Source organism: Paraburkholderia sp., assembly GCF_028283785.1.
Taxonomy (GTDB): domain Bacteria; phylum Pseudomonadota; class Gammaproteobacteria; order Burkholderiales; family Burkholderiaceae; genus Paraburkholderia.
On sequence record NZ_JAPWKB010000017.1, the window covers coordinates 1 to 24,004 of the forward strand.

At 63.0% G+C, this 24,004-nt stretch carries 15 protein-coding genes and 2 pseudogenes; 7 read left to right on the forward strand and 10 right to left on the reverse strand.

Annotation, left to right across the window (positions count from 1 at the left end):
* The coding region (locus tag PW947_RS18810) for a hypothetical protein (RefSeq protein WP_299633874.1) at window positions 1-287 on the forward strand (287 nt) is incomplete at its 5' end.
* Between the two features lie 271 nt (window positions 288-558).
* On the opposite strand, the gene zwf is transcribed toward PW947_RS18810, so the two are convergent.
* The 3 genes from zwf to lhpH form a co-directional block, all read right to left on the reverse strand.
* On the reverse strand, window positions 559-2,037 hold the full coding sequence (gene zwf / locus PW947_RS18815; protein WP_299633875.1) for a glucose-6-phosphate dehydrogenase: 1,479 nt from the start codon (window positions 2,035-2,037) through the stop codon (window positions 559-561).
* Between the two features lie 167 nt (window positions 2,038-2,204).
* Window positions 2,205-3,173 carry a bifunctional Delta(1)-pyrroline-2-carboxylate/Delta(1)-piperideine-2-carboxylate reductase gene (gene lhpI / locus PW947_RS18820; RefSeq protein ID WP_299633876.1) on the reverse strand — a complete coding sequence of 323 codons (969 nt, stop codon included), beginning with the start codon at window positions 3,171-3,173 and terminating at the stop codon, window positions 2,205-2,207.
* 40 nt (window positions 3,174-3,213) lie between these two features.
* Window positions 3,214-4,221, reverse strand: coding sequence for a trans-3-hydroxy-L-proline dehydratase (gene lhpH, locus PW947_RS18825; RefSeq protein WP_299633877.1), 1,008 nt, complete (start codon window positions 4,219-4,221; stop codon window positions 3,214-3,216).
* Window positions 4,222-4,374: 153 nt separating this feature from the next.
* Between lhpH and PW947_RS18830 the strand changes: the two genes are divergently transcribed.
* On the forward strand, window positions 4,375-5,112 hold the full coding sequence (locus PW947_RS18830; RefSeq protein ID WP_299633878.1) for a GntR family transcriptional regulator: 738 nt from the start codon (window positions 4,375-4,377) through the stop codon (window positions 5,110-5,112).
* Window positions 5,113-5,148: 36 nt separating this feature from the next.
* On the opposite strand, the gene PW947_RS18835 is transcribed toward PW947_RS18830, so the two are convergent.
* Complete coding sequence (locus PW947_RS18835) at window positions 5,149-5,436, reverse strand: hypothetical protein (protein ID WP_299633879.1); 288 nt, start codon at window positions 5,434-5,436, stop codon at window positions 5,149-5,151.
* Window positions 5,437-5,545: 109 nt separating this feature from the next.
* The gene (locus PW947_RS18840; RefSeq protein ID WP_299633880.1) at window positions 5,546-6,886 is read right to left on the reverse strand and encodes an FAD-binding oxidoreductase; all 1,341 of its coding nucleotides are present in this window, start codon (window positions 6,884-6,886) and stop codon (window positions 5,546-5,548) included.
* 724 nt (window positions 6,887-7,610) lie between these two features.
* Here PW947_RS18840 and PW947_RS18845 point away from each other — a divergent pair.
* Window positions 7,611-8,465, forward strand: a complete 855-nt coding sequence (locus tag PW947_RS18845; RefSeq protein ID WP_299633881.1) for a helix-turn-helix domain-containing protein — start codon at window positions 7,611-7,613, stop codon at window positions 8,463-8,465.
* A gap of 57 nt (window positions 8,466-8,522) precedes the next feature.
* Here the strand turns inward: PW947_RS18845 and PW947_RS18850 are convergent, their stop codons facing one another.
* Window positions 8,523-10,373, reverse strand: a complete 1,851-nt coding sequence (locus PW947_RS18850) for an ATP-binding protein (RefSeq protein WP_299633882.1) — start codon at window positions 10,371-10,373, stop codon at window positions 8,523-8,525.
* Window positions 10,374-10,772: 399 nt separating this feature from the next.
* Here PW947_RS18850 and PW947_RS18855 point away from each other — a divergent pair, with 399 nt between their 5' ends.
* Window positions 10,773-11,735 carry a phosphoribosyltransferase family protein gene (locus PW947_RS18855; RefSeq protein WP_299633883.1) on the forward strand — a complete coding sequence of 321 codons (963 nt, stop codon included), beginning with the start codon at window positions 10,773-10,775 and terminating at the stop codon, window positions 11,733-11,735.
* A gap of 18 nt (window positions 11,736-11,753) precedes the next feature.
* On the opposite strand, the pseudogene PW947_RS18860 reads toward PW947_RS18855, so the two are convergent.
* Window positions 11,754-13,421: pseudogene (locus PW947_RS18860) on the reverse strand (ATP-binding domain-containing protein).
* Window positions 13,422-13,652: 231 nt separating this feature from the next.
* On the opposite strand from PW947_RS18860, the gene PW947_RS18865 reads away from it, so the two are divergent.
* Window positions 13,653-14,279: a glutathione S-transferase family protein gene (locus PW947_RS18865; protein WP_299634064.1), complete on the forward strand. Its 627-nt coding sequence runs from the start codon at window positions 13,653-13,655 to the stop codon at window positions 14,277-14,279.
* A gap of 390 nt (window positions 14,280-14,669) precedes the next feature.
* Window positions 14,670-15,690 (forward strand): annotated as a pseudogene (locus PW947_RS18870) (IS110 family transposase).
* A gap of 841 nt (window positions 15,691-16,531) precedes the next feature.
* Here the strand turns inward: PW947_RS18870 and PW947_RS18875 are convergent.
* From PW947_RS18875 to PW947_RS18885, 3 genes are all read right to left on the reverse strand, one after another.
* Complete coding sequence (locus tag PW947_RS18875) at window positions 16,532-17,431, reverse strand: LysR substrate-binding domain-containing protein (protein WP_299634065.1); 900 nt, start codon at window positions 17,429-17,431, stop codon at window positions 16,532-16,534.
* Between the two features lie 96 nt (window positions 17,432-17,527).
* A complete protein-coding gene (locus PW947_RS18880) occupies window positions 17,528-19,678 on the reverse strand; it encodes a pyridoxamine 5'-phosphate oxidase family protein (RefSeq protein ID WP_299633884.1) in 2,151 nt (716 codons plus the stop codon).
* A 9-nt stretch (window positions 19,679-19,687) separates the two neighbouring features.
* The gene (locus PW947_RS18885; protein WP_299633885.1) at window positions 19,688-20,299 is read right to left on the reverse strand and encodes a glutathione S-transferase family protein; all 612 of its coding nucleotides are present in this window, start codon (window positions 20,297-20,299) and stop codon (window positions 19,688-19,690) included.
* A gap of 358 nt (window positions 20,300-20,657) precedes the next feature.
* Between PW947_RS18885 and PW947_RS18890 the strand changes: the two genes are divergently transcribed.
* On the forward strand, window positions 20,658-23,783 hold the full coding sequence (locus tag PW947_RS18890) for an EAL domain-containing protein (protein WP_299633886.1): 3,126 nt from the start codon (window positions 20,658-20,660) through the stop codon (window positions 23,781-23,783).
* Window positions 23,784-24,004: the final 221 nt, after the last annotated feature.

Sequence of the window (24,004 nt, forward strand, 5' to 3'; positions counted from 1 at the left end):
GGGCGGATATCGGCGAACACCTGTTGACCTGTATTTCGCAAATGCCACTGATATTGATAAAGCGGATCGCCAGCCCCGAGATCGGTCTGCCCGTGACAGCAGGACAGCAACAACGTCACGCCCATTCCTGCACTACTTGCAGCCGATCCAAAACCTTTAAAAACATTTATCAATTTTCTAATCCTAACTATTTTTCACAGTTGATATCGATACTTCAAGCACGACGGCTGACGGTTACTCTGACTCTCCTTGCCCGATTCGACCTGAAGCCGCAAACGGGAACCTGAAACCGGTGAGTCGGCTTTCGATCGACGCCAGAGCGAACGCAAGCCGCATCGCGATCAGCGCGGCGAACTCGGTTGGGAGCAGTCAGGAACGGGAAGACATGAGCACCCGATTCTAGGCGCGATCTCGCGCGGAATCGGTCTCACTGTTTGATACACATCAAATGAGGGACACGACATCGACACGCATTGCACGTGCGCTGCCGCATCCCCTACACCAGCATCAGAATCCTATCGCTGGCACCTACTTATTCTGGAAGACAAGCGCAACCCCTTACTGCGACTCTTCCGACCACACCGCATTCTCACGCGCCATCAACGCCGTCGATGCCGCCGGGCCATACGTACCCGCCGTATAACCGCGCGGGCGCTCGCCCGACTTCTGCCAGCCTTCGAGAATCGGTTCCGCCCACGCCCACGCGGCTTCGAGTTCGTCGCGGCGCATGAAGTGCGTCAGACGTCCGCGCACCACATCGATCAGCAGACGCTCATACGCTTCCGCACGACGCTCGGTGAACGCCTGCTGCAAGTCGAGGTTCAGGTTCACCGGCAGCATATGCATGCCGCTGCCCGGTTCCTTCGCGAGCATCTGCAACTGGATCGACTCTTCCGGCTGCAACTGGATCACCAGCCGGTTGCCGTAATTACGCGGACCGCTCGGAATGATCGAAAACGGCATTTCCGAAAACTCGATGACGATCTCCGACACCTTCTTCGCCATCCGCTTGCCGGTGCGCAGGAAGAACGGCACGTTCGCCCAGCGCCAGTTATCGATACGCGCGCGCAGTGCGACGAAGGTTTCCGCGCGGCTGCCTTCCGGCACGTTGTCTTCCTGCAGATAACCCTTGACCGGCTCGCCGCCGACCGCGCCCGCCGTGTACTGGCCGCGCACGGTATCGCGTGAAATATCTTCCGGCGTCATCCGGCGCAGCGAACGCAACACCTTGAGCTTTTCATCGCGGACCGCGTCCGGGTCGAGCGATACGGGCGGCTCCATCGCGACGATGCACAGCAGTTGCAGCAAGTGATTCTGCACCATGTCGCGCAGTGCGCCGGTCTCGTCGTAGAAGCCCGCGCGACTGCCCACGCCGACCGTCTCGGCGACGGTGATCTGCACGCTCTTGATGTACGGCGCTTGCCACAGCGGCCCGAAAATCGCGTTGCCGAAGCGCAGCACCATCAGGTTCTGCACCGTTTCCTTGCCGAGGTAATGGTCGATCCGGTAGATCTGCGCTTCGCTGAAATGCTTCGCGACCGCTGTGTTGATCTCTTGCGCGGAGGCCAGATCGTGGCCCAGCGGCTTTTCCAGAACGACGCGCGAATGCTCGTCCACCAGACTCGCGCCCGACAGGTTGTCGCAGATCGTCGTGAACAGGTTCGGCGATGTCGCGAGATAGAACACGCGGCGCACGCCCTTGCGCGATGCTTCCGCGAGACGCGCATAGTCGTCAGCCTGATCGACATCGACGCGCACGTATTCGAACAGCGACAGATACTTGTCCCACGCAGCCGGATCGAGCGCTTTCTTGTCGACGAACGGCTTCGATTGCTCTTCCATGAACGACAGATACTGCTCGCGACTCCAGTCGCGCCGGCCGATTGCGAGAATCCGCGTGTCCGGCGGCAGATTGCAGTGCAGATGCGCCATATACAGCGCGGGGAGCAGCTTGCGGGCCGCGAGATCGCCACCGCCACCGAAGATGATCATATCCAGCGGCAAGTCAGGCGTAGCAGGGGCGTGTTGGTTGGTCATAAAGCGGTCGCACCGTCGTAAAAGGGCGAATAGGACGAATGCGCGTGGACGATTTGCCGTCCGGCGCATTTCGGGAAACGCCTATGGTGCAACGATTTTGATTTGTTTGCACGCTGGCAACCGGGCGCGCCGCGCCTCGATGGCGCGGCGGTGGCAACGCGCGGCGTCTAGCGGCAAATCGCGGCATCGACGACGCGACACGCCGCCAGATCCCATGCCGCACATCCGACAGTCTTGTAGACGACCGGTCGCGAGGCCGCTTTCAGCGTCTGCAATGCCAGCGCCGAACCGGCGTCGCCGGTCAGCACATCGGCGATCGCCGTCACCGAATCCCACGCGACGCCCGCCTGAATCAGATCGCCGGCCTCATGCTTCGCGCCCGCCTTGTCATCGACGAAGATTGCGCTGTCGGCCAGCGTGCGTGCGCCGATCTCGGCCATCTGCGGCGTGAACGCGCCCACGCCGATCACCAGCCGGTCCGCGCGCCCTGCTTCGTCGTAGACGGCCGAGCGCGCGGTCGTCAACGCGATCACGACGTCCGCGGATTCGGGCACGCCGTCGCCGTGGAACGCACGAACGTTCAGTCGCGACACGCGCGACGCGTACGCGTCGCAAAACGCTTCGGCGCGCGCGGGCGCACTGCCCTTCACGTGGACGGTTGCGCCGGGATACAGCGCGTCGATCGCGTCGAGATGATTCGACGCCTGCGTGCCCGTGCCGATCAGCACGAATTCGCGCGGCACGCCGTCAGCGAAAACATGCGCGAAGGTTCGCACGCCGAGCATCGAGATCGCTGCCGTGCGCCGCCCGGTGACAGTCGGTCCGTCGAGGATGAAGCGCGTCTCGCCGGTGTTCGCATCGAACGCCATCACCTTGCCGTGGATCGTCGGCAGATCGCGCGTGCGGTTGGTGGCGCAGACATTGACGAGTTTGTGGATCGCGAGATCGGGCGCGGTGGCGGGCATCGACAGCATCACGCCGCCTGCGTTCAGCGGCACCACCAGACGTTCCGGACTGACGATCCGTTGCGCCGCGTAATCGAGCGCGGCGTCGTGCATCGCATCGACGAGCGCCGCGTACGGCATCATGGCCGCGCTCGCGGTCGCGTCGAAACTGGGCGTATCGGTGCCGCTCATAGCAAGGTTCCCCGTTAGATGATGCGTGAACCGGCGCGCGTCAGCGCACCAGAAAACCGTAGGTCAACGGATCGCGTTCGTCGATGATCCAGTTCGCGAAACCGCATAGATGCGCGTCGCCTTCCACTTCCGGAATCACCGCGTCGAACTCGCCGACGGTCGTCTCCGACAGCACGCGCGCGCGAAAGATCGTGCCGATCACGGATTCGTTGACAAGTGTGTCGTCGCGGCCCAGTTCGCCGCGCAGATACAGTTGTGCGACGCGGCCCGCCGTGCCCGATCCGGTCGGCGAACGATCCACTTCCCGGTCGGCGAACACACAGCAGTTGGCTTGAGTCGAACCCGCGTGACGCGGCGCGTTGTCGATGATCGTGCCGTAGATATGGTTGATCTCGGGAATGTGCGGGTGCGCGACCTTGAACGCCGCATTGGCCGCGCGTTTGACTTCGTCGCCGAACTGGATCAGCCGGTCGATTCCGGATTCGCGCACGTCGAGCCCGAACGGCGCGCCCGACGTATAGAAGTAGAACGCGCCGCCGAACGCGATATCGCCGCGCACTTCACCGAAGCCCGGCGTCGTCACCGTCACGTCGCGTTGCCAGATAAACGACGGCACGTTGACGAAGCGCACCTTGCCCGCGTGGTCGCCGTCCCATTGCACGAACGCTTCGATGAAACCGCACGGCGCATCGATGCCGACGCGCGTTTCCGGGACGGTGCGTTCGACCCAGCCGAGCGTGACGGCAGCCGTCGCCAGCGCGATCACGCCGTGGCCGCAATGGTCGCTGTAGCCTTCGTTGTGAACGAAGATGATGCCGAAATCGGCTTCGGCGCTGACCGCATCGGTCAGGTAGCCGCCGTACATATCCGCGTGGCCGCGCGGCTCCAGCATCAATGCGCGGCGCAGATCGTCCGCGTGCGCCTTCGCCCATGCGCGCCGCTCGACGATGGTCTTGCCGGGAAACTTCGGTAGCCCGCTCGTGACCAGCCGGAACGGCTCGCCGCCGGTGTGAATTTCGATGGTGCTGATCATCCGGTTCAGTTTCATCGCGCGGCCTGCTCGTCGCTGAAAAACATCCTTGTCTCCTGTTTTTGCTGTTTTATACTGGGTCAAAATGTAGACCAGACTGGATGTCGCATCAACCAGTTTCAAAAATCGTGTCGGTCCGGACGCCTGCCGTTCGGGCCTGAGGTCAGATTTATGGTGACGCCGGTTCCGCCGCAAGACAGCCCGTTCCGCCCAAAGCAGATTTACGAGCAGGTATCCGCGCGGATTCGCGCCGAAATCCGTCACGGCACGTTCGCGCCCGAGTCGCGGCTGCCGTCCGAACGCGACCTCGCGATGCGTTTCGGCGTCGGCCGGCCGGCTGTACGCGAAGCGATCGGCGCGTTGCAGAACGAGGGGTTGGTGGTGACGCGGCGCAATTCCGGCACGACCGTCTGCGCGGACGCGTTACAGCGGCTCTCCACGCCGCCGCCTGACCATGCCGGTTCCGACCACGCCGATTTCAGCCCCATGTCCACGCTCGATGTCCGGCTGATTCTCGAACCCGCGATTGCACGTCGTGCCGCCGCGCACGCGCGGCGCGATACGGTGGCCGAGCACTATCTGGCACAAATGGATTCGATCACCGACGCCACGGACCCAGCGCAACGCGCGCTATGGAACGACAGCGACCGGCTGTTTCACCGCCAGCTGGCCGTGATGACAGGCGATCCATTACTGGTGCGGATCGCGGACGAAGTTGCGCGAACCATGGATCAACCGTTGTGGAAACGCGTGAAGGACGAGGGGATCGACGACGCCGCGCGGATCCGGCTGTATGTGTCGGAGCATCGGCTGATTTACGAGGCGATCGTCGGCGGCGATGCCGACGCCGCCGCGTTCTATGTCGAGCAACATATCAAACGGGTTCGGCGCGATATCGCGCCGAAGTGAGGGGAAAGCGAGTCTGACGGTGACGCGATGCGCTAACTAGCCAGCATTCGTTTTCGCGCCGTTTTTGTCGCCCTTCGGGTCCTTCTTGCCTTCCTTGAACATCGCGCGGCAACCCGGCGTCAGTTCGGAAACGTGCTGCTTCATGCAGGCGGTGATCTTGTCCTTGTCGGGAATCTCCGCTTTGCAAAAGTGAATCGCATCGCCTCGGCAAGCCTGTTCCTGTTCATCGCGGGTCGCGGCGTGCGACGTTGCGGCGAAGGTGGCGAGCGTCAGCGCAAGGGCGCTCGCCACCTTGATGGTGAGGGCGTGGTGTTGTGGTTTCATATCCGCTCCAATGGGCAACGCAGGTCTGGAAGACGCGCGCGGTTGCGCCATGTCACGACGCGCGTCTATCTGCGAATTAGCAGAAAGCGGGCCCGAGCAGACGGCGTACTCACAGCATGCTGCGCGGACGCTTCATCGTGCCGTCGAAGAAACGTTGCAGACGGAACTCGGTCAGATCCAGCGACGGCTTGCCGGTATCGTTGATCTCGGCCAGCAACTTGCCGACGATCGGCCCCATCGCGAAACCGTGGCCGCAAAAGCCGGTTGCGATCGTCAGGCCGCTGACTTGCGACGGCGCGTCGATCACCGGAATGCCGTCGGGCACGACGTCGATCAGGCCCGCCCACGACTCGACCACCTGCGCGTCCTTCAACGCCGGAAACAGGTTGCGAAGTTTTTTCAACGCGCGCGGCGCGTGACCCATGTTCGGTTGCGGATTCGGGTCGCGCGGATGCAGCACGCGCTCGCGTTCCGGAACGACGCCCGGCAAACGGTCGTGCAGATCGCCGATCAACGCGCCGTTCAGATGGAAGCTGAACTTTGCGCGGTGAGTCCACAACTCGGGCAGGAACCACTTCAGCGCGCGGAAATGGCCGAAGGTCATATCGACATCGACCTGCATGTCGTCGGCGAGATTGATCGCGCCGTTCGCGCGTTGGCGCACGCCGAGCCCGTGCCCCCAGAACGTCGACGCGGTGATAGCCGGCAAAGGATTGGTGCGCATGCAGGTGCCGCGCACCGCGTGTTGCGGCAGTTCGAGACCGAGCGTCTTCAGCAGCTTCCAGCTACTCGCACCGGCCGCGCAGATAAAACGCGACGTGCGAATCGTGCCGCGCTCGGTGACGACGCCGGTGATCGCGCCCGCCGCCCGTTCGACGCCGATCACGCCGCAGCCTTCGAAGAACAGCGCGCCCGCCTGCGCCGCACGCGACGCAAACGCGGCCGCCGCGCGACGCGGCTCGGCCTGGCCGTCGCTGGGCGTATAAAGACCGCCGAGCGCCGGGCCCTGCATGCCGTGCACGACATCGTCGATCTGCGAACGGTTCAGCGTGCGCGTGTCGAGCCCGTATTGCCGCGCGACATCCATCCATTGCTGGAACGACGTCCAGCTTTCTTCGTCCGATGCCACGTACAGACAGCCGCCCTGACGCCATTCGAGGTTCGTGTCGAGTTCGGTTTCGAGCTGTTCCCACAGACGCATGCCGGCCATCATCAACGGTACTTCGGCGGCTTCGCGGCCTTGCTGCCGCACGAAGCCCCAGGCGCGCGTGGATTGCTGCCCACCGATCCGCGATTTGTCGAGTACGACCGCCTTGATGCCGCGGCGAGCCAGATAGAACGCAGCGGCCGCGCCCATGATGCCCGCGCCGGCGATCACGACGTCGGCTTGCGTCGGGAAGCGTTGATCGGCAGGAGAGAAATCTGAGTGCAGCGGATAGGTGGTGGTCATCGGAGCTGAAACGGAAAATCCGGAGTGGCAAAGTTAAATGTACGGGTGGCGCATGTTAAGCGCCTGCATCATAACCGCAGCGTGCGAGCATCTTCGCAAACGCAGTCGGCGGATGCAATCCTGGCCGGATGGCCTAAGCTTCGTCACATGCGCGCCGGTCACGCATCGCGCTGTTGCGCATCGCAATGGGCGGCAAGCGCGCGGCATTGCTGAATCCGCAACGATACGGATGACACCGCAACGAGTGTTCATCCGAACGACCTATCCTTTGCAACTGGTCGGGATACGTGTTCGCAGGACGACTGATGTTCCGATTGTCCTGTGCGGGCGACTTCGTTCTAGAATGCCCGCTCGATGCACGCACCGGGCAGACCTGCGCGACGCGTCGCCATCCGTGTTTTAACCGATACGCCGCGCGGGTTGCGTGCCGATAAAACAGCGATACGACAGCGATAACACAGCGATAACACAGCGATAACACAGCGATAACACATGGGATCCGGCTGGCATGCGGTGGCCAGCGCGAGTCGCTTTAACGCGCGGGCATCGATAAAATTTGCGTACCGAATAAATCCCGCAACGACGCGATTTTTTGCGGTACATTTGCTCTCCCTTTGTGTGGCCCGTGGGGCTCGCCAGGCAGGTATTGCGGTGAAGTGCACCGTCGGTGCGCCGCAGTATTCACGTCCTCAATCACTCTAATACGACGGGCCTTGAACGCAGCATGGGTAACGAAGCACACTCAACGGACTCCATCGCGGTCGCGGAACGCGTGCGCGAGTTGATGAGCCGGCACGGCATCGGTAAGCGTCAGCAAACCACGGAGCTGTGCCGCATCCTCGACCTGAGCTTTTCGCAGGGGCACCGCAAGCTGCGCGGCAATAGCCCGTGGACACTGTCGCAGATCAAGAAGGTGGCCGAAGTCTATGGCGAGCCCGCCGCGCAACTGTTCGGCGCGCAAACGCTCGACCCGGGCACGGTCGGCGCAATCGCGCAGGAAGCGTTGTTCTGCATCGGTGCACTGGAGATGGCCTGCACCGCGTGGGTCGGCGTGCCGCTCGAACCGGGCAGCCGGCCGGAATTCGTCGCGTATATGAAGGCCGGCCAGTGGCGCGTCGCGCGTCATGACGGCGCGCTCTATCAGAGCGCGTGCGAAGTCCACAAGATCGAGATCTATCCGCGTCGCGCGGAAACCGACAAACCGCTGATCGCCGTGGTCGACGACGACCAGGCGTCCGCCGACAACCTGCGCGAGTATCTCGAACGCAGCGGCTTCGCCGCCGTCGCAATCTACGGATTAAGCGCGTTCATCGAACAGTTGCAAACGCAAGTATTCGACGGCATCGTGATCGACTGGCTGTTCGGCAATCAAACGTCCGCCGCTGCGATTCGCGCGGTGCGGGCGTCGGAGAATCCCGATGCAGCCATTTTCGTGCTGACCGGCGAACTGCTGACGGGCAAGGCGAGCGAGTCCGAAATCAGCGAAGTCATACGCACGTTCGACGTGTCGTGCTACGAAAAACCGGCGCGCATGGCGATCCTCGTGGCAGATCTGTCGAAGCGCCTCAACTGGCCGTGAACGTCGGCTAGCGCGACGTCACACACCCAAAAATAAAACGACCGTTCCGCATCCGGTTCACGCCACGCGCACCGCCAGCGCGCGCATCACCACGTAGCACAACTCGTCGTAGTGAACCGGCTTCACCAGCCGCTCGAAAAACGGATTCGCGCTTCTCGCGCCCTTGCCGCCTTCGGTCAACGGATCGGGTGAATCGGCGCTGATCGCGATCACCGGCACGCTCGTCGCATCGACGCGCTCGCGGAATGCGGCGACAAAACCGATGCCGTCGCGCTTCGGCATATGCAGATCCACCAGCACGACGTCGCATTGGTTCGCGTTCAGCCACGCAAGCGCCGTGTCGGTGTCGCTGAAGGCGACCGCGTCGGAACCCATGTGCGTGATCATCTCGCTCAGCGACGCGCGGACCGGCGCGTCGTCGTCGATAATCAATACGCGCGCACGCGGCCCATCGGGCGCGTCGGTTGCGCGAATCTCGGCGACCGGCGCCGTCGTGACCGGAATCGTCACCGTGAATGCGGTGCCCTCGCCCATTTTGCTTTCGACCGCCACGCTGCCGCCGAACAGCCCGAGCAAACCTTGCACGATCGCGAGACCCATGCCCGCGCCGTCGGTGCGACGCGCGTGCGGCGCATCGAGCTGCGTGAATTCCTGGAAGATGCGCGGAATCTGATCGCGCGACAAACCCGGTCCGGTATCGCGCACCACGACGATCAGCGCGTTGCGTTGCTGTTCCATCTGAACCCGCACCGAACCCGATTCCGTATAGCGGATTGCGTTGGTCACGAGGTTGTTGACGATCTGCCGGATCCGGTGTGGATCGGATTCCACGAGACCGGCCGAACCGCTACAGACCGATTCGAGCGACAACCCGCGCGCACGCGCAGCCGGGCTATGTTCGTCGACGATCGAAGCCAGCAGTTCGCGCGGCTCGAACACTTCATGCCGCAGTTCGAGCTTGCCCGCGCCGAGTCGCGCGTAGTCGGTCAGATCGCGCATCTGCGCTTCGAGCTGGCGCGCGCCGGCGTCGAGGCGGCGAATCACCTTGCGGTCGGCCTCGGCGTGCAGATTCAGGTTCAGCAATTCGATCGACGACACGATCGCATGCAACGGCGTGCGCAGCTCATGACTGACCATACCGAGAAACGCGTCTTTCGCCAGCGACGCCTCGCGCGCGGCACGGCTCGCCTGATGCTCGGCGTCGAGCGCGGCGCGTTGCTGGCGGATCAACCGGCTACGGCCGCGCCCGTTCAACGCGAGCAGCAACGCGGCCGCCGCCGACAACACCGTCAGCAGCAAACCGGCGATCGACAGTATCCGGCGCTTGGAATCGAAATCGCGATTCAGCGCCGCGCGGTCCGCGACATCGACGAAGCGGCGATCGGACGCGAGCGCATCGACATCGGCCCAGTTGTCGCGCAACGTCGCGATTAGCGGATCGGCGCGCGACGGATCGCGCTGCATCGCGTCGAGCGGCGCAGCGAAACGGTCGAGCATCTGACCGAGCGTATCGATTTCGCCCTGCTGGCGTGCGAGCAGCGCGGGCTGCGTGGTCTGACCGCGCGACACGTCGGCGAGCGCGTCGAGCTTGGCGAGCAGCGTGCGGTAACGGTCGAGCAGCTTCGGATAATCGGCATCCACACCCGACCGGTACATCAGCATCTGATTTTCGAAGCGGTCGTACGCAATTTCCATTTGCGCCGCGTCCCAATACAGCCCTGCGCCGGGCGACTCGACCGGCTCTTTCAGCACGTTCAACGGATTCAGCGGATTGAGCGGATTCACGAACAGCAGATAGCCGATCGACCCGAGCGGCGCGGCCAGCGCAACGATCCAGATCGCGATGAAAAGCACGCGTCGCAGCGAGCGTTGCTGGGCCGTGCGATGGATGAAACGATGGTCTGGCATACACAGTTGCTTCCGCGCAAAGCGCCGCCCGGCAGGCAATCCGCCACGAAAGGCGATTGCCGCCGCGCGTGGACGACTCGCGCGTGAAAAGAAAACGTCGAAAGGTAAAACGTGTCCGGAAACGTCACGCTCAAAACAATACGTACGAAACGGGCCGATGGATCAATGCATTACACGAAACCCGGGAAACCCGCGTGAAAACCCCTTGGACCGCGTGGAACCGACATATAAAAGCCGCTGAAAGCCGGATATTCGCATTATGCGAATCGTCGCGAGCGCCTGGACCATCGTGCCCTGTATTTCGAACCCCGTGCATAATATCGTGCAAATCGGAGCAGTCTTAAAATCGCACGGGACGCGGGTTAAAAACCGTGCGTCCTGAGCCCATAGAAGATACGCATGCCAACCAAGCCGGTCTTGCCGCTGACGTACGAACAACTCGATCGCTGGATCGAATCGCTGCAACCGGCGCTGCAGGCCGGCGAATTCAGCGCGGTCGTCGGGATTTTGCGCGGTGGCGCGCCGCTCGCGCTGATGGTGTCGCACAGCGCAGGCGTGCCGGTCGCCTTCGTGCGCTACGACCGGGCCACCCGCACCGTCGCGTGGGATTCGAGCCTGCCGATGCCGCCGCGCGGGTCGAGCGTGCTGCTATGCGAGGACATCGCGGGACGCGGCTTCACGCTCAGCGACAGCGTGGCGTTTCTGGAGTCGCATGGGTTAACGGTCCGCACGCTGACGGGCGCGGTCGATGAACTGAGCCGTATCCGTCCAGACTTCGCGATCGATGCGCACGGCTATTTCGCGCTCTTTCCGTGGGAACGACAGGCGCGCTCGGAGGGGTATCGCGCGGATTGGGCGAGCGTCGAAGCGGGCGAACGCGCGGCGATGGCGCACGACCACGAGTACGCGCAATACGCGATCGATCTCGACGGCATCCTGTTGCCCGATGTGCCGCTCGCCCGTTACGACGAGGATCTCGACGCCGCACTCGCCGAGCGCGACGCGCTGCTGCCGTTCGACGTGCTGCCCGACATCGACTTGCGACACGTCAGGATGATCATCACCGGACGTCCGGAAACCGATCGCGCGCGCACCGAAGCGTGGCTGGCGCGACATGGTTTCGGTCATATGCAGTTGACGATGCGCGCGCCGCACACGCACGACGAAACGCCCAGCGGCGCGGCCGCGCACAAGGCGGCGGCGGCATTGCGCGCGGGCGTCACGCATTTCATCGAGAGCGAGGCGGCGCAAGCGTTGCTGATCGCGAAAGCCGCGCCGTTGCTGCGCGTGATCTGGTGGGATGCACCCTCGCACAGCGCCACGCTGGTCGGTGCGACCGGCTGGCGCGAACGCGCAGCCTGAGCAGACGCAGCAGACGCGTCAGTCGTCGTGCGTCTCGCCGACATGCAGATGACGGGCCGCACGCTGCGACGCGACCACGATCAGCTTCATCGTCGCGCGGGTCGCGCCGACGAACAGCTTGCGCGCGATACGCTCGTCGAGCGTGTCGAAATCCACTTCCGTGAAAATCACGCACGGCGCCGATTGCCCCTTGAAGCGATAGATCGATTCGAGCAGCACATCGCCTTCGCGAAACTCGGGGTTACCGAACAGATCGTACTTGCCGGTAAAGCTGCGCAGATGATGCGGGCCGAGTTGATCGAGCGCGGACAATGCCGAGCCTTCGCGTCCGCGAAACGACAGCACGACGATATCCTGCTTGCGAAAACCGAGCGACAGCGCCTGGGTGATCGCGCGCTTGGTCGCGTCGATACAGGCTTGCGGCGCGTGAGTCTCGTCGTATGTGGACAGCGCGATCTCCGAGCCGCCGAACGGGCTGCCCGAACTCAGCGACGCCGCCATCGGCACCGACGCACCGACCACATCGCGCAGGTAATCGAGGATGTCGCGCGGACTGCGGTAGTTGGTGGTTTCCTTCAGCGTGGTCCAGCCCGGCAGTTCGACGGGCGGACGCATATAGAGGTTCTGCAACGGGTCTTCGAGCCACCACCACGCCGCGCCCGGGCGCAGCAAGCCTTCGAGCGGAGCGACCCACGACTGCTGAAAATCCTGCCCTTCGTCGACGATCAACACATCGAATTGCCAGCGCGCGTCGATCGGCGTGGCCGCGAAAATCGCTTCGAGACGATCGAACACGTCCGTGGTCTGGAAGTCAGGTGCGCTGCCGCCGTCACGCGCCACCCAGTCGCATAACTGGTGATAGTTCGCGACCTTGGCTTCGGGCGGCGCGACCCGCGCGATGTGATCCGCGAGCGGCCGGTTGAAGCACACGTACAGCGGCCGCTGGCCGCGCGCGACAGCCTCCTTCATCACCTGCACCGCGAGTTGCGTTTTCCCCGAACCCGCCGTGCCGATCACGCGCAGACGGAACGGCGTGAATTCCAGACGGCGCGCCCAGGTGGCAAGGCCACCGGCGAGTCGCGTGACGAGCGTGCCCGCCTGTCCGACCAGCGCGCTGGCATCGGGCGTCAACGCGAGTTCGTCGGCGAGAAAGTGATGGATTTTCGGCGCGCACGCGAGGCGCGGTTCGTCGGCGGGGAGCGCGTCGCGAATGATCGACGCGAGCCGGTCTTAGCGCGTTGCATCGACGATACGCGCCGGATCGACGCCGGCGATCGCCGTGTTTTTCACGACGTGATCCGGGCAGTACAACAGCGGTTCGAGAAAATAGGTGCCCGCGCCGAATGCCGCGGTGAACCGCCGGTGCAGCGCTTCGATGGTCCGCGCGAGCGCGACGGCGACATTGCGTTCGGTTTGCAGATAGACCTTGACGAGGCCCTTCGGTGTTTCGCGGAGAAAGCCGGTTTTCTGCTCGACGATCATCACGCGGCCCGACGGGCTGACGATCACGAAATCCGCTTCGCCGAACACCGAAAAACCTTCATGCAGCCGGGTCCAATGAACCCCGTGATAGACCGTGTAATCGTCCGGCAACGCGGTTTCCAGCAGGCTCAGCGTTTCGCGTTCGCGGACGGCCGCACCGGTGGCGGCGAGATTTTTCCAGTCGTCGGGAATGATGCGGGCCATGCGGTGCCTTAGAGTTGACGCGAGCCTGACGCAGCATCAGGCGTGAATCGAACGGACGGATCGGACCGGCTCATTGTACGCAAGGGCGATGCCGCGACGGCCGGTGCGATCGCGGACCCGATCGTGTATCTTTATGCGTTCGATGCCGGGCGCACGCAGCGGGTTGCGCGCACGATCAATTGCCATAAACGGCCGCGAGAATGGGCCGTCGATTTTCACGGGAGTGACTGGATGCTTACGATCTGGGGCCGAGCGAATTCGGTGAATGTGCAGAAAGTCTTGTGGTGTTGCGACGAGTTGGGTCTGGCTTACGAGCGTATCGATGCGGGCTTGCAGTTTGGCCGCAATACCGAAGCCGGGTATCTCGCGATGAACCCGACGGGCCGCATTCCGACGCTGGTGGATGGCGACTTCGTGTTGTGGGAGTCGAATTCGATTTTGCGGTATCTGACGATGCAGTATGGCCCGACGAGTCCGTTGTATCCGGCTGAGCCGCGCGTGCGGGCGGGCATCGACCGATGGCTTGACTGGTCTCTTTCGACGTTGCAGCCGGCGGAGCGGCCGGTTTTCGTCGGTTATGTGCGGACCCGGCCGGAAGATCGGGATGTCGCGCAACTCGCCGTCGATGTGGCGAGTGTCGAGGCACTCTGGCGGGTGGTCGATGCGCATTTGCAGGCGCATTTTTATCTTGAAGGCGAGCAGTTTACGCTTGCGGATATGGTGATTGGGGCGTTCGCCAAACGGTGGTTTGGGGTTGAAGGGTTGGAGCGCGCTGGGCTCGCGGCGTTGGAGCGGTGGTATTTGAGGGTGGCTAATCGGCCTGGGTTTAAGAGGTATGTGGATTTGGTTTTGACTTGATGGTTTTGGTTTGGGGTTTGGGGTTGGTTTGGGGTTGGTTTTGGGTCGGTTTGGTTGTCCCGTTTTCACGTCGGTCTGCCTGGATCGTCCCTGTGCGGGACCGCACCTACTTTTCTTTGCTCGCGCAAAGAAAAGTAGGCAAAAGAAAGCGCGTTTACACCGCCACTTCGTAGCGAGTGGCGTCTAGTATTTTTCGGGTAGTGGTCCGCGCACGATTTGAGTTGCCGCACCGCTAGACTTGGTGACAAATGGTATGGACGCCTCCCCCTCGCGAGGGCTGCTGATCGAATGGTCGGGGCGCGACCAGGAAGGTGGGTTCTCGCAACCGACGGCCTCAGATGTGCCAGAGTGGAAGTTGGGCAACGTACCACTTGAGGAAGGAGAACCCAAATGAAGCTTACTCCGGTTGGTGTCGATATTGCGAAGCAGGTGTTCCAGGTCCACTGGGTTGATCCGCAAACAGGCGAGGTCGTCAGCCGGCAGATCCGACGCGCCACGTTTCTGTCGCACTTTGCAAATCGCGCGCCGTGCCTGATCGGCATGGAAGCGTGTGGCGGTTCCCAGCACTGGGCGCGTCATCTGGAGCAGATGGGTCATCAGGTGAAGTTGATGCCGGGCCAGGCGGTCAAGGCGTTTGTGAGCGGTAACAAGAGCGACGTGGCTGATGCACGGGCAATCTGGACCGCGGTACAGCAGTCGGGCGTGAGGTCCGTGACGGTCAAGACTGAATCGCAGCAGGCCGTGCTGGCATTGCACCGGATGCGCCAGCAACTGATCAGGTTTCGCACGATGCAGATCAATGGATTGCGTGGGCTGCTGACGGAATACGGTGAAGTGATGGCGGTAGGCCGCGCCGCGCTGAACCGGGCGATGGCTGATGTGCTGGCGCGCCTGGAGGCGCGTTTGCCCACGATGCTGGTGGACACGCTGCGTGAGCAGTGGCAGCGGCTTGACGTTCTCGATGAGCAGATTGCGCGAATCGAACGCCGCTCTCGGACTGGATGAAGGAAGAGCGTGCCTGCCACAGATCGCCGACATTCCCGGCGTCGGGCTGCTGACAGCGACCGCTGCTGTGGCGACGATGGGCGACCCCAAAGCGTTTCATTCAGGACGTGAGTTTGCGGCCTGGCTGGGTCTGGTGCCCAGACAGACCGGCACCGGTGGCAGGATCAGACTGCATGGGATCAGCAAACGCGGTGATGTGTATCTGCGCACACTGCTGATCCACGGTGCACGATCGGTGCTCGCGCGCGTGAAAGAGCCGTGCCCGTGGATCGAGCAGTTGGGCCGGCGGCGCCCGCATAACGTGGTAATCGTTGCGTTGGCCAACAAGATGGCCCGAACGATTTGGGCGCTGCTGGCGCACGGGCGTACGTACGAGAAAGGCTATGTGAGTACGCGAGCGGCGTAAGCGCTGCAATGACTGAATAAACCGGTTTTGCAGGAGATGGGATGTCAAAGGTTGCGCAAGGTAATTGAGTGTGATGGCACACAGGTCAGACCGGGACTCACCAAACCTGAACTGCCTTGCGGGCTAACAGCCCGTGTGTCAAGTGAGGCGTGAGCCAGCGGATTCCATCGAGGCCAGCGGGTTCGACCTGCAACAAGGCCGGATATAAAGCCGCAGCCTTCCTGTCTACCAACACACACGAAATCCCTTGGCAAACGGGAGGCGTCCATATAAAGGCAGTCATTCGTTCCGGCTGTTCGCTTCGCGACAGCCGTTGGGCACAGCCCCGTCTTTTTCTCCCAACGCCATTCGCGCGCTGCACTCCGTCGGTCACAACACCCATTTTCCTGGCATGCGCCGGTCGGGTCTCGCTCGCAAAATTCCAAGCTACGCGGAACGTCGAAAGCATCGCGAAGTCGGGCGAATGCCGTGCCGCAAACCGGGCTTCGATCCGACGCCGGAACCGTCGAAAAAGCGGGCAAATGACGTGGCGCAAATGGGTTTTTGAAGCAGGCTACCGCCGCGAAGCGGGCGGGATGTGCGGGCGCGGACCACCGAGAAAAACGGACCGCCAACTCCAAACGTGCGCGGACCACTACCCGAAAATTAATAGACGCCACTCGCTACGAAGCGGCGGTGTAAACGCGCTTTCTTTTGCCTACTTTTCTTTGCGCGAGCAAAGAAAAGTAGGTGCGGTCCCGCACAGGGACGATCCTGGCAGACCGACGTGAACACGGGACAACCAACCCAGAGCAGACCAAAAACCAAAGATCAAAAAACCAAAAAAACCAAATCAAAACCATCACTTCAAAACCTCACTCCCCCTCAACCTCTCCACCGCCAGATCCACAAACACCCGAACCTTGCTCGCCGCATGGCGCCCCTCCCGATGAACCACATGCACCGGCAGCCTCGGCGGCTCGAACGCCTCCAGCACCACCTTCAACCGCCCATCCGCGACATGCTGCGCCACCTGATACGACAACACCTGCGTCACCCCAAACCCCGATAACGCCGCCGCAATCGCGGTATCGTTCGTCGTCGTCGTCATCCGGGCCTTCAACGTGCCGGTCATCCTCGGCACGCCCGCCCGAAATCGCCATTGCGGCAACGACGATCCGCCGCTCGCGGATACCAGCACGTGACGCTCCAGATCGGCTGGATCGTCCGGCTCGCCATGCTGTTCCAGATATTCCGGTGACGCACACACCACCCGCCGCACACTGCCGACCTTCACCGCATGCATCGACGAATCGGCAAGCTCGCCGATCCGGATCGACAGGTCGAATCCCTCGTCCACCAGATTCACCACGCGATCCAGAAACCAGCACCGTACGTCCACGTCTGGATGACGCTGCAAATACTCGGTGACGATCGGCGTCACGTGGATCCGGCCAAACATCACCGACGCGGTAATGCTCAACAACCCGCGCGGTAGCGAATGCGCACCAGCTACGGCCAGATCGGCTTCCTCCATATCCGCCAGAATCCGCCGGCAACTCTCCGCATAACCCACGCCCGCGTCGGTCACCCGAACGATCCGCGTCGTTCGCGTCAACAACCGCACGCCCAGTGTGTCCTCGAGTTCGCCCACCATCCGCGTGACCACCGACGGCGAAACGTTCAGCTTGCGCGCGGCCGATGCAAATCCCCCTGTGTCCACCACGCTCAAAAACGCGGTCATTGCCTGCATGCGGTCCATAAAAATCGCGCTCATGTCGATAGGTCCCGCCAGCATACCGCACACCTTTTGCGCTGTTCGTCACGCCGCCACGGTCCGCGCTCCGCGACGTCAGCGTCAGAGATCCAGCACGAGTCGCCCCGGCGATCCGTCTTGCGACGCGGCCGGCACCGCGCAACAGATCAGCGCTTCGCCGTCGCCGATCTCTGCCGTCGGCTCACGCAGATACGCCACCGAACCTTCGATCACCCGCGTCCGGCAACTGCCGCACGTGCCCACCCGGCAACTGAACTCCGGCGACAAACCCCGAACTTCCGCAAGCTCGAGCAGACTGCCCAATTCCGGCGCCCAGCGCGCTTCCTTCGCCGACTGGATGAATGTCACCGGCACCGCTTCGACAGACGGCTGAAGCGCCGCCTGATGCGTCGCAGCGCTATCGTCACGCGCGCCGCTGTCCGCCGTCGCGCGTTGCCGCTTCAGCCCGGACGGTCCGAACGATTCCGCGTGAATCCGGTTGTCGGCGACGTTCAGCGCGAGCAAGCCGTCGTACAGGTCCTGCATGAATCCGCCCGGCCCGCACAGGTAAAAATCGAAGTCGTTGAACGGCAGGATCTCCGTCAACAGATCCGCCGTCACGCGACCGTCGAAATCGAAATCGATGCGCCGCTGCGCGTCCGTCCTGTCGCTCAGCACACGCACCCGTTCCACCGCGCCGTTCGATGCGTTCACCAGCGCGTCGATCTCTTCGTCGAACGCGCGCTCCGCTTTCGTGCGCGCCGCGTGAATGAACCACACCGGCCGCATCCGACGCGTGCGCAATCCTTCATAGACGATCTGCCGCAGCATCGCCAGCATCGGCGTCACGCCGACGCCGACTGCAATCAGCACGGCTGGCCGCTGGCTCGACGCATCGATGGTGAACGCGCCGGCCGGCGCGCGCGCATCGAGCGTGTCGCCGACCTTCAGCGTGTCGTGCAGATGCTGCGACACGCGGCCGTCGCGCTTGACGCTGATCCGGTAAATCCCGTCCGACGGCGCGACCGATAACGTGTACGTGCGGATCACCGGCTTGTGGTCGCCGGGCAATGTCACGCGAACCGGCAGATGCTGACCGGCGGCGTGCGGAATCAGCCCCGCGCCGTCGTCGGGCTGAAGATGAAACGAACGGATCGCCGTGCTTTCATCGACGATCTTCGTCACCCGATACGGCCGCCACGCATTGCCGATCTTCGCGGCGGCGAGCCGGGCCGCGCTTTGCGCCCAGTTGCCGGTCAGTTGCGAATTCGGCGATGCACCATTCACACGATCGCGCCACCGCACCGGCAATGCATCCGGCCGATACACGACACGTTGCGGCGTCACCTTCCACAAGCGCTCCGCGCCCTGGAACGTCGCGATTTCGGGCGAATCCAGCACGATTTCGGCTGCACCGCTCACTTGCAGCAGATCGCCGGTCGTGTAATCGACAAACACCAGACCGGCGCGCGGATTCACGAGCAGATTGCCGAGCGTGTTGAAAAACAGGTTGCCCGCGAAGTCGGGAACCGTCAGCACACCGTCGTCGCCAACCCGCACGAAACCGGGATTGCCGCCGCGATGCGATACGTCCACCTTGCGCTGGCGGACGCCGCTAATGCCAGATTCGCCAGATTCGCGCGGTTCGCCCTGTTCGTCGAGATCGACATACGACGCGACGAAAAACGAATCCGAACGCCCGATCAACGCCTTCGCGCGCGGGTCCAGCGCGTCCATCACCTGCGGCGCGTGGTTCGAATGCGTCGCGGGATCGCGTGTGAATTCCGGGTCGCGCTGAAAAATATACTGCGGGCAATTGCCGAAACTCTCGCCGACGGACAGCGCGAAACCGCTCGCGTCGTCGCGCTCGACGACTCCGTTCAGACGGTTGCGCCGACGCGTCGCGAGATCGATGCCGAGCAGGCCGATCGCGTCGCCGTCGTTCATTCCCGCGTCCGCCGGATCCGACGGATCGCGCGGCACGCCGATCCGCAGATGCGCGTCGTCCGGCGCACGCAGAAACCCAGGCCGCCCAGCGCGCAAGGTCGCCCACACGTCGCCGTGCGGATCGACTGCACCGAGCACGACGAACGACAGCAACGGATAAAACTGACGATGCTGATCGACCAGACGACGACGGACCACACGGCGCCCGACGTCATCCATTCTCTCCGCGACGCCGGCCCGTCGCTGCAACGTCAACTCGCCCGCATGCCACGGCGACGCCGGTACGGCTTGAGTTTCGGTGTTCATCACATGACCTCAGGCCGTCAATCCGGCCGCAGATTTCGTGAATTCGACAAAGCCCGGCAACGCCTCGACGCGCGCAAGCCACGCGTTCACGTTGGCATACGCGGCCAGATCGACATTGCCTTCCGGCGCACGCGCGATATAGCTGTACAGCGACACATCGGCGATGGTCGGATGGGCGGCGGCAATCCACTCGCGGCCCGCCAGTTCCGCGTCGATGACGCTCAACACACCGTGCGCGCGGCTGATCGCTTCGTCGGCATTCAACGGCGCGTTGAACACCGTAATCAATCTTGCCGCGCACGGACCCGCCGCAATCTGCCCCGCCGCCACCGACAACCAGCGCTGCACCGCCGCCGCGCCTTCCGGCGTTTCCGGCAACCACGCGCTCTTGCCGAACTTCTTCGCCGCGTAGACGAGGATCGCGTTCGAATCGGCAATCACCGTGTCGCCATCGACCAGCACCGGCAGCTGGCCGAACCGGTTCAGCTTCAGAAAATCGGCTTGTTTGTGCGCCTTCGCGGCGAGATCGACTACGACCAGTTCATGCCCCGCGCCAATCAGCGACAGGAACAGATGCGCGCGATGCGCATGACCGGACAGCGGGTGGTAATACAGCTTCATGGCAGGACTCCGTGGTGTGAACGACGCAAGGTTTCGATGACTGGCAGTCTAGGCGCGCGCGCCGGGAAGCTGAATACGGCGCACGGCGATTTCACTATTGCTCGAACGCGAATGGTGGCGGCGCGCGCCCGCTCAAGCATCCGCAAAAAGTACGGCCGTGCGATCTCTCATCAAGTTTTCAGGCGGGAGGTCGTTATCCACATGAAAGCGCCTGCCATAGAACACCGGATACACCATGTGCCGAACCACGACGATCACTGCCGCTTTCAGCTTCGGTGCGGGTTTTCCCGCGCTGCCGACAGCCTGCGGCGAGCCGTTGTGGCAAACGCCTGCGACGGACTGAACCCTAAACGAACCCATGCAACCGTCAGGCCGCCTCTACACCCCATTTTTCGCCCGTTTTCGCACGCTGCTGATCGCCAGCCTTCTGAGCGCGATCGCGATCGGCATCGTCGGGACGGCCACCGCCTTGCTGTATCGCTCGCATGAACAGGCGGGCGCGGAGTTCGAACGCGCATCGCGAATCAAGGATGCCATCGAAGAACTGCAAACGCTGCATGTCGAAGCCAATACGGACTTTCTGAAAGGGCTCGGCACCGCGCAATGGGCGTCGTCCGCGTGGCCGATTCCACGCGTCGGCGCGGCGACGCGGCTCTACAACGAACTGTCGTATGCGTATCTCGATCACCCTGCCGATGTCGCGGCCGTCGATGCATTGCGTCACGCAACGGCGCAATGGGAATGGCAACTCGATCTGGTCGCGAATCGCGCGATGCAATCCGGTCAGCGCATCGCTGTCGACAGCGCGACGTTATTGCAGGCGAACGAGACGCTGCGCAAGATCACCAATTGCCTGGCTGCATTGCGCATCGAACAGGATGCGTTCATCGCCAACAATGCGGAAGCGACCGCGCAACGTCTCGCCACCCAGCGCATCGTGCTGATCGTCGCGGGCGCGGCGGCGTTCCTGTTTCTCACGTATGGATTCGTCGCGAATCATCGTGCGGCGCTGGCGCGTGCACGCGTGCGGATCGTCGCGGAAGAAGCCGAAATGCGCTTTCGCGAGTACTTCGTCAATCATCCACTGGCGATGCTGATTTACGACTCGCACTCGCTCGATGTGCTGACCGCGAATCATGCGGCCGCGAAACAGTACGGCTATGCGGACGGCGACCTGGAAGCGCTGTCGCTGACCGATCTCGTGCCGTCGGACCGGATGGTCTCGTTCCTCGCCGATCTCGAAGCGTGCCGCACGGTACCCAATCCGAGCGGTTCCGCCGGTGTGCGACGCCAGCTTCGCCGCGACGGATCGACCCTGTTCGTCGAAGTCTCGTACCACTATTTGCGCTACGCGGGACGCGACGCGTGTTTTATCGTCGCAATCGACGTCACCGAACACGAGCAGGCCAAGGAAGCGTTGCAGCAGTCGAAACAGATGCTCGAAACCGTGATCAACGCCGTGCCGCACCGGATCTTCTGGAAAGATCCCGAGTCGCGTTACGTAGGCTGCAATCAGGCCTTCGCGGACGATGCGGGCATGGCATCGGTCAACGCCATCACCGGTATGACGGACGACGACATGCCGTGGCGCGCCGACGCCGAAGAAACGCGCGCGCTCGATGCGCGCGTGGTGCGCGAAGGCGGACGGATCGCGCCGTACGAACAGCGCTACCGGTTGAGCGATCGCCGCTGGCACTGGTTGCGCAAGACGAAGATCGCGTTGCGCGACGCGCAGGACCGCGTCACCGGCGTGCTGACCTGCTACGAAGACGTTACCGAGCGCAAGGACGCGGAACTCGCGCTGCGTCTGCGCAGCCGCGCGCTCGACGCGATCGTGAATGCCGTGCTGATTACCGAGGCGATGCCCGGCGGCAATCAGATCCGCTATGCGAATCCGGCGTTCCAGCGCATCACCGGTTACCGTTTCGACGAAGTGACCGGACGCGACTGCCGCTTTCTGCAAGGCGACGATCACGATCAGCCCGGCATCGACGAAGTACGCGATGCGCTGCATGCGCAGCGCGACGTCACCACGCTCGTGCGCAATTACCGCAAGGACGGCTCGCTGTTCTGGAATCAGCTGTATATCGCGCCGGTGCCCGATGAAAACGGCGTCGTCACACACCATATCAGCGTCGTCAACGACGTGACGGAACTGGTCGAATCGCGCGATATGCTGCATTCGCAGGCCCGTTTCGATGCACTGACCGCGTTGCCGAATCGCACCATGCTCGGCGAACGGCTGGCGGCGTCGATCACCGAAGCCGCACAGAACGGCACCGATCTCGCCGTGCTGTTCATGGATCTGGATCACTTCAAGGATGTCAACGACAGCCTCGGACACGGCGCGGGCGACCGTCTGCTGCGCGAGGTCGCGGTGCGCCTCGCCAATTGCATCGACGACGACGATACGATCGCGCGCTACGGCGGCGATGAATTCGTGCTGCTGATCGCGCGTCCGCATGAGAATGGGCGGCTCGATCGCGTGCTGGCGCGAATCCGCGCGACGCTCGACGAACCGGTCCAGATCGACGGTATCGAACTGCACGTCGAAACGAGTATCGGCATCGCCTATTTCCCGGCGGATGGCGGCGACGCCGAAACGCTGCTGAAGAACGCCGACTTCGCGATGTATCGCGCGAAAACCAATGGCCGCAATAGCGTGGACCGCTTCGAGCCGACGCTCGCGACCGCCGCCGAAGAACGCATCGCCATGTCGCGGCGGATGCGCCGTGCACTGAAAAACGGCGAGTTTCATTTGAGCTACCAGCCGCAGGTCAATCTGCGCACCAATATCGTCACGGGCGTCGAGGCGCTGTTGCGGTGGTACGACCCGGAGCTGGGTCCGATCAGCCCGGCCAGCTTCATTCCGGTCGCGGAAGAAAATGGCCTGATCGGGCAGATCGGCGAATGGGCGTTGAACGAAGCGTGCGCGCAAGCGGTGGCGTGGAAGGACGTTTTGCCGGGCGTCACGATGTCGGTCAACGTGTCGGCGCGGCAACTGGCGCGCGGCGATTTCGAAATCGTCGTGGCGCGCGCGCTGGGATCGACCGGTCTGCCGGCCCAGCTGCTCGAACTGGAAATCACCGAAACCGCGTTGATGGCGCAAGGCGCGACGGACACGTTGCAGTCGCTGCGGCAGATCGGCGTGGGCATCGCCATCGACGATTTCGGCACGGGGTATTCGAGCCTTGCCTATATCCGCAACTTCGCCGCCGACCGGTTGAAGATCGATATTTCGTTCGTGCGCGGTATCGGCCAGAGCCGCGAAGACGAAGCGATCATCCGGGCCATTCTGGCGCTCGGCCGCACGCTCGACTTCACGGTCGTCGCGGAAGGCGTCGAGACGCTCGAACAGCTGGGCTTTCTGGCGATGCACAACTGCCACACCGTACAGGGCTATTTCTTCGGCCGCGCGATGCGGCCCGACGAAGCCGCGAGCTTTATCGACGACTTCAACCGTCAGGCCGCCGAAATCGCATAACGCGGGAATCTTGCATGCGTCCCGCGCATGCATGCGTGTGGATCATGCGTCGATGCATGCCGTGGACGCATGCATGCATCCGGCACCCGCACTCCGCGAAAACCCCGCCCCTTTCGCGCTCCCGCTTACGGCGAACTGCTCCTAAACTTACAGCGGGCCGTCGTCCTCTGTGTCTCTCCCACGTCAGCCCGCCGATCGAGGATGTCTGCCGGATCGTCCGG

What these genes read in the sequence shown, in the direction of transcription:
- PW947_RS18835 (WP_299633879.1), bottom strand. Translation starts at nt 5,436, where the DNA reads ATGAAACCACAACACCACGCCCTCACCATCAAGGTGGCGAGCGCCCTT.
- lhpI (WP_299633876.1), bottom strand. Translation starts at nt 3,173, where the DNA reads ATGAGCGGCACCGATACGCCCAGTTTCGACGCGACCGCGAGCGCGGCC.
- PW947_RS18880 (WP_299633884.1), bottom strand. Translation starts at nt 19,678, where the DNA reads ATGAACACCGAAACTCAAGCCGTACCGGCGTCGCCGTGGCATGCGGGC.
- PW947_RS18865 (WP_299634064.1), top strand. Translation starts at nt 13,653, where the DNA reads ATGCTTACGATCTGGGGCCGAGCGAATTCGGTGAATGTGCAGAAAGTC.
- PW947_RS18890 (WP_299633886.1), top strand. Translation starts at nt 20,658, where the DNA reads ATGCAACCGTCAGGCCGCCTCTACACCCCATTTTTCGCCCGTTTTCGC.
- PW947_RS18885 (WP_299633885.1), bottom strand. Translation starts at nt 20,299, where the DNA reads ATGAAGCTGTATTACCACCCGCTGTCCGGTCATGCGCATCGCGCGCAT.
- PW947_RS18855 (WP_299633883.1), top strand. Translation starts at nt 10,773, where the DNA reads ATGCCAACCAAGCCGGTCTTGCCGCTGACGTACGAACAACTCGATCGC.
- PW947_RS18845 (WP_299633881.1), top strand. Translation starts at nt 7,611, where the DNA reads ATGGGTAACGAAGCACACTCAACGGACTCCATCGCGGTCGCGGAACGC.
- PW947_RS18875 (WP_299634065.1), bottom strand. Translation starts at nt 17,431, where the DNA reads ATGGACCGCATGCAGGCAATGACCGCGTTTTTGAGCGTGGTGGACACA.
- zwf (WP_299633875.1), bottom strand. Translation starts at nt 2,037, where the DNA reads ATGACCAACCAACACGCCCCTGCTACGCCTGACTTGCCGCTGGATATG.
- PW947_RS18840 (WP_299633880.1), bottom strand. Translation starts at nt 6,886, where the DNA reads ATGACCACCACCTATCCGCTGCACTCAGATTTCTCTCCTGCCGATCAA.
- PW947_RS18830 (WP_299633878.1), top strand. Translation starts at nt 4,375, where the DNA reads ATGGTGACGCCGGTTCCGCCGCAAGACAGCCCGTTCCGCCCAAAGCAG.
- lhpH (WP_299633877.1), bottom strand. Translation starts at nt 4,221, where the DNA reads ATGAAACTGAACCGGATGATCAGCACCATCGAAATTCACACCGGCGGC.
- PW947_RS18850 (WP_299633882.1), bottom strand. Translation starts at nt 10,373, where the DNA reads ATGCCAGACCATCGTTTCATCCATCGCACGGCCCAGCAACGCTCGCTG.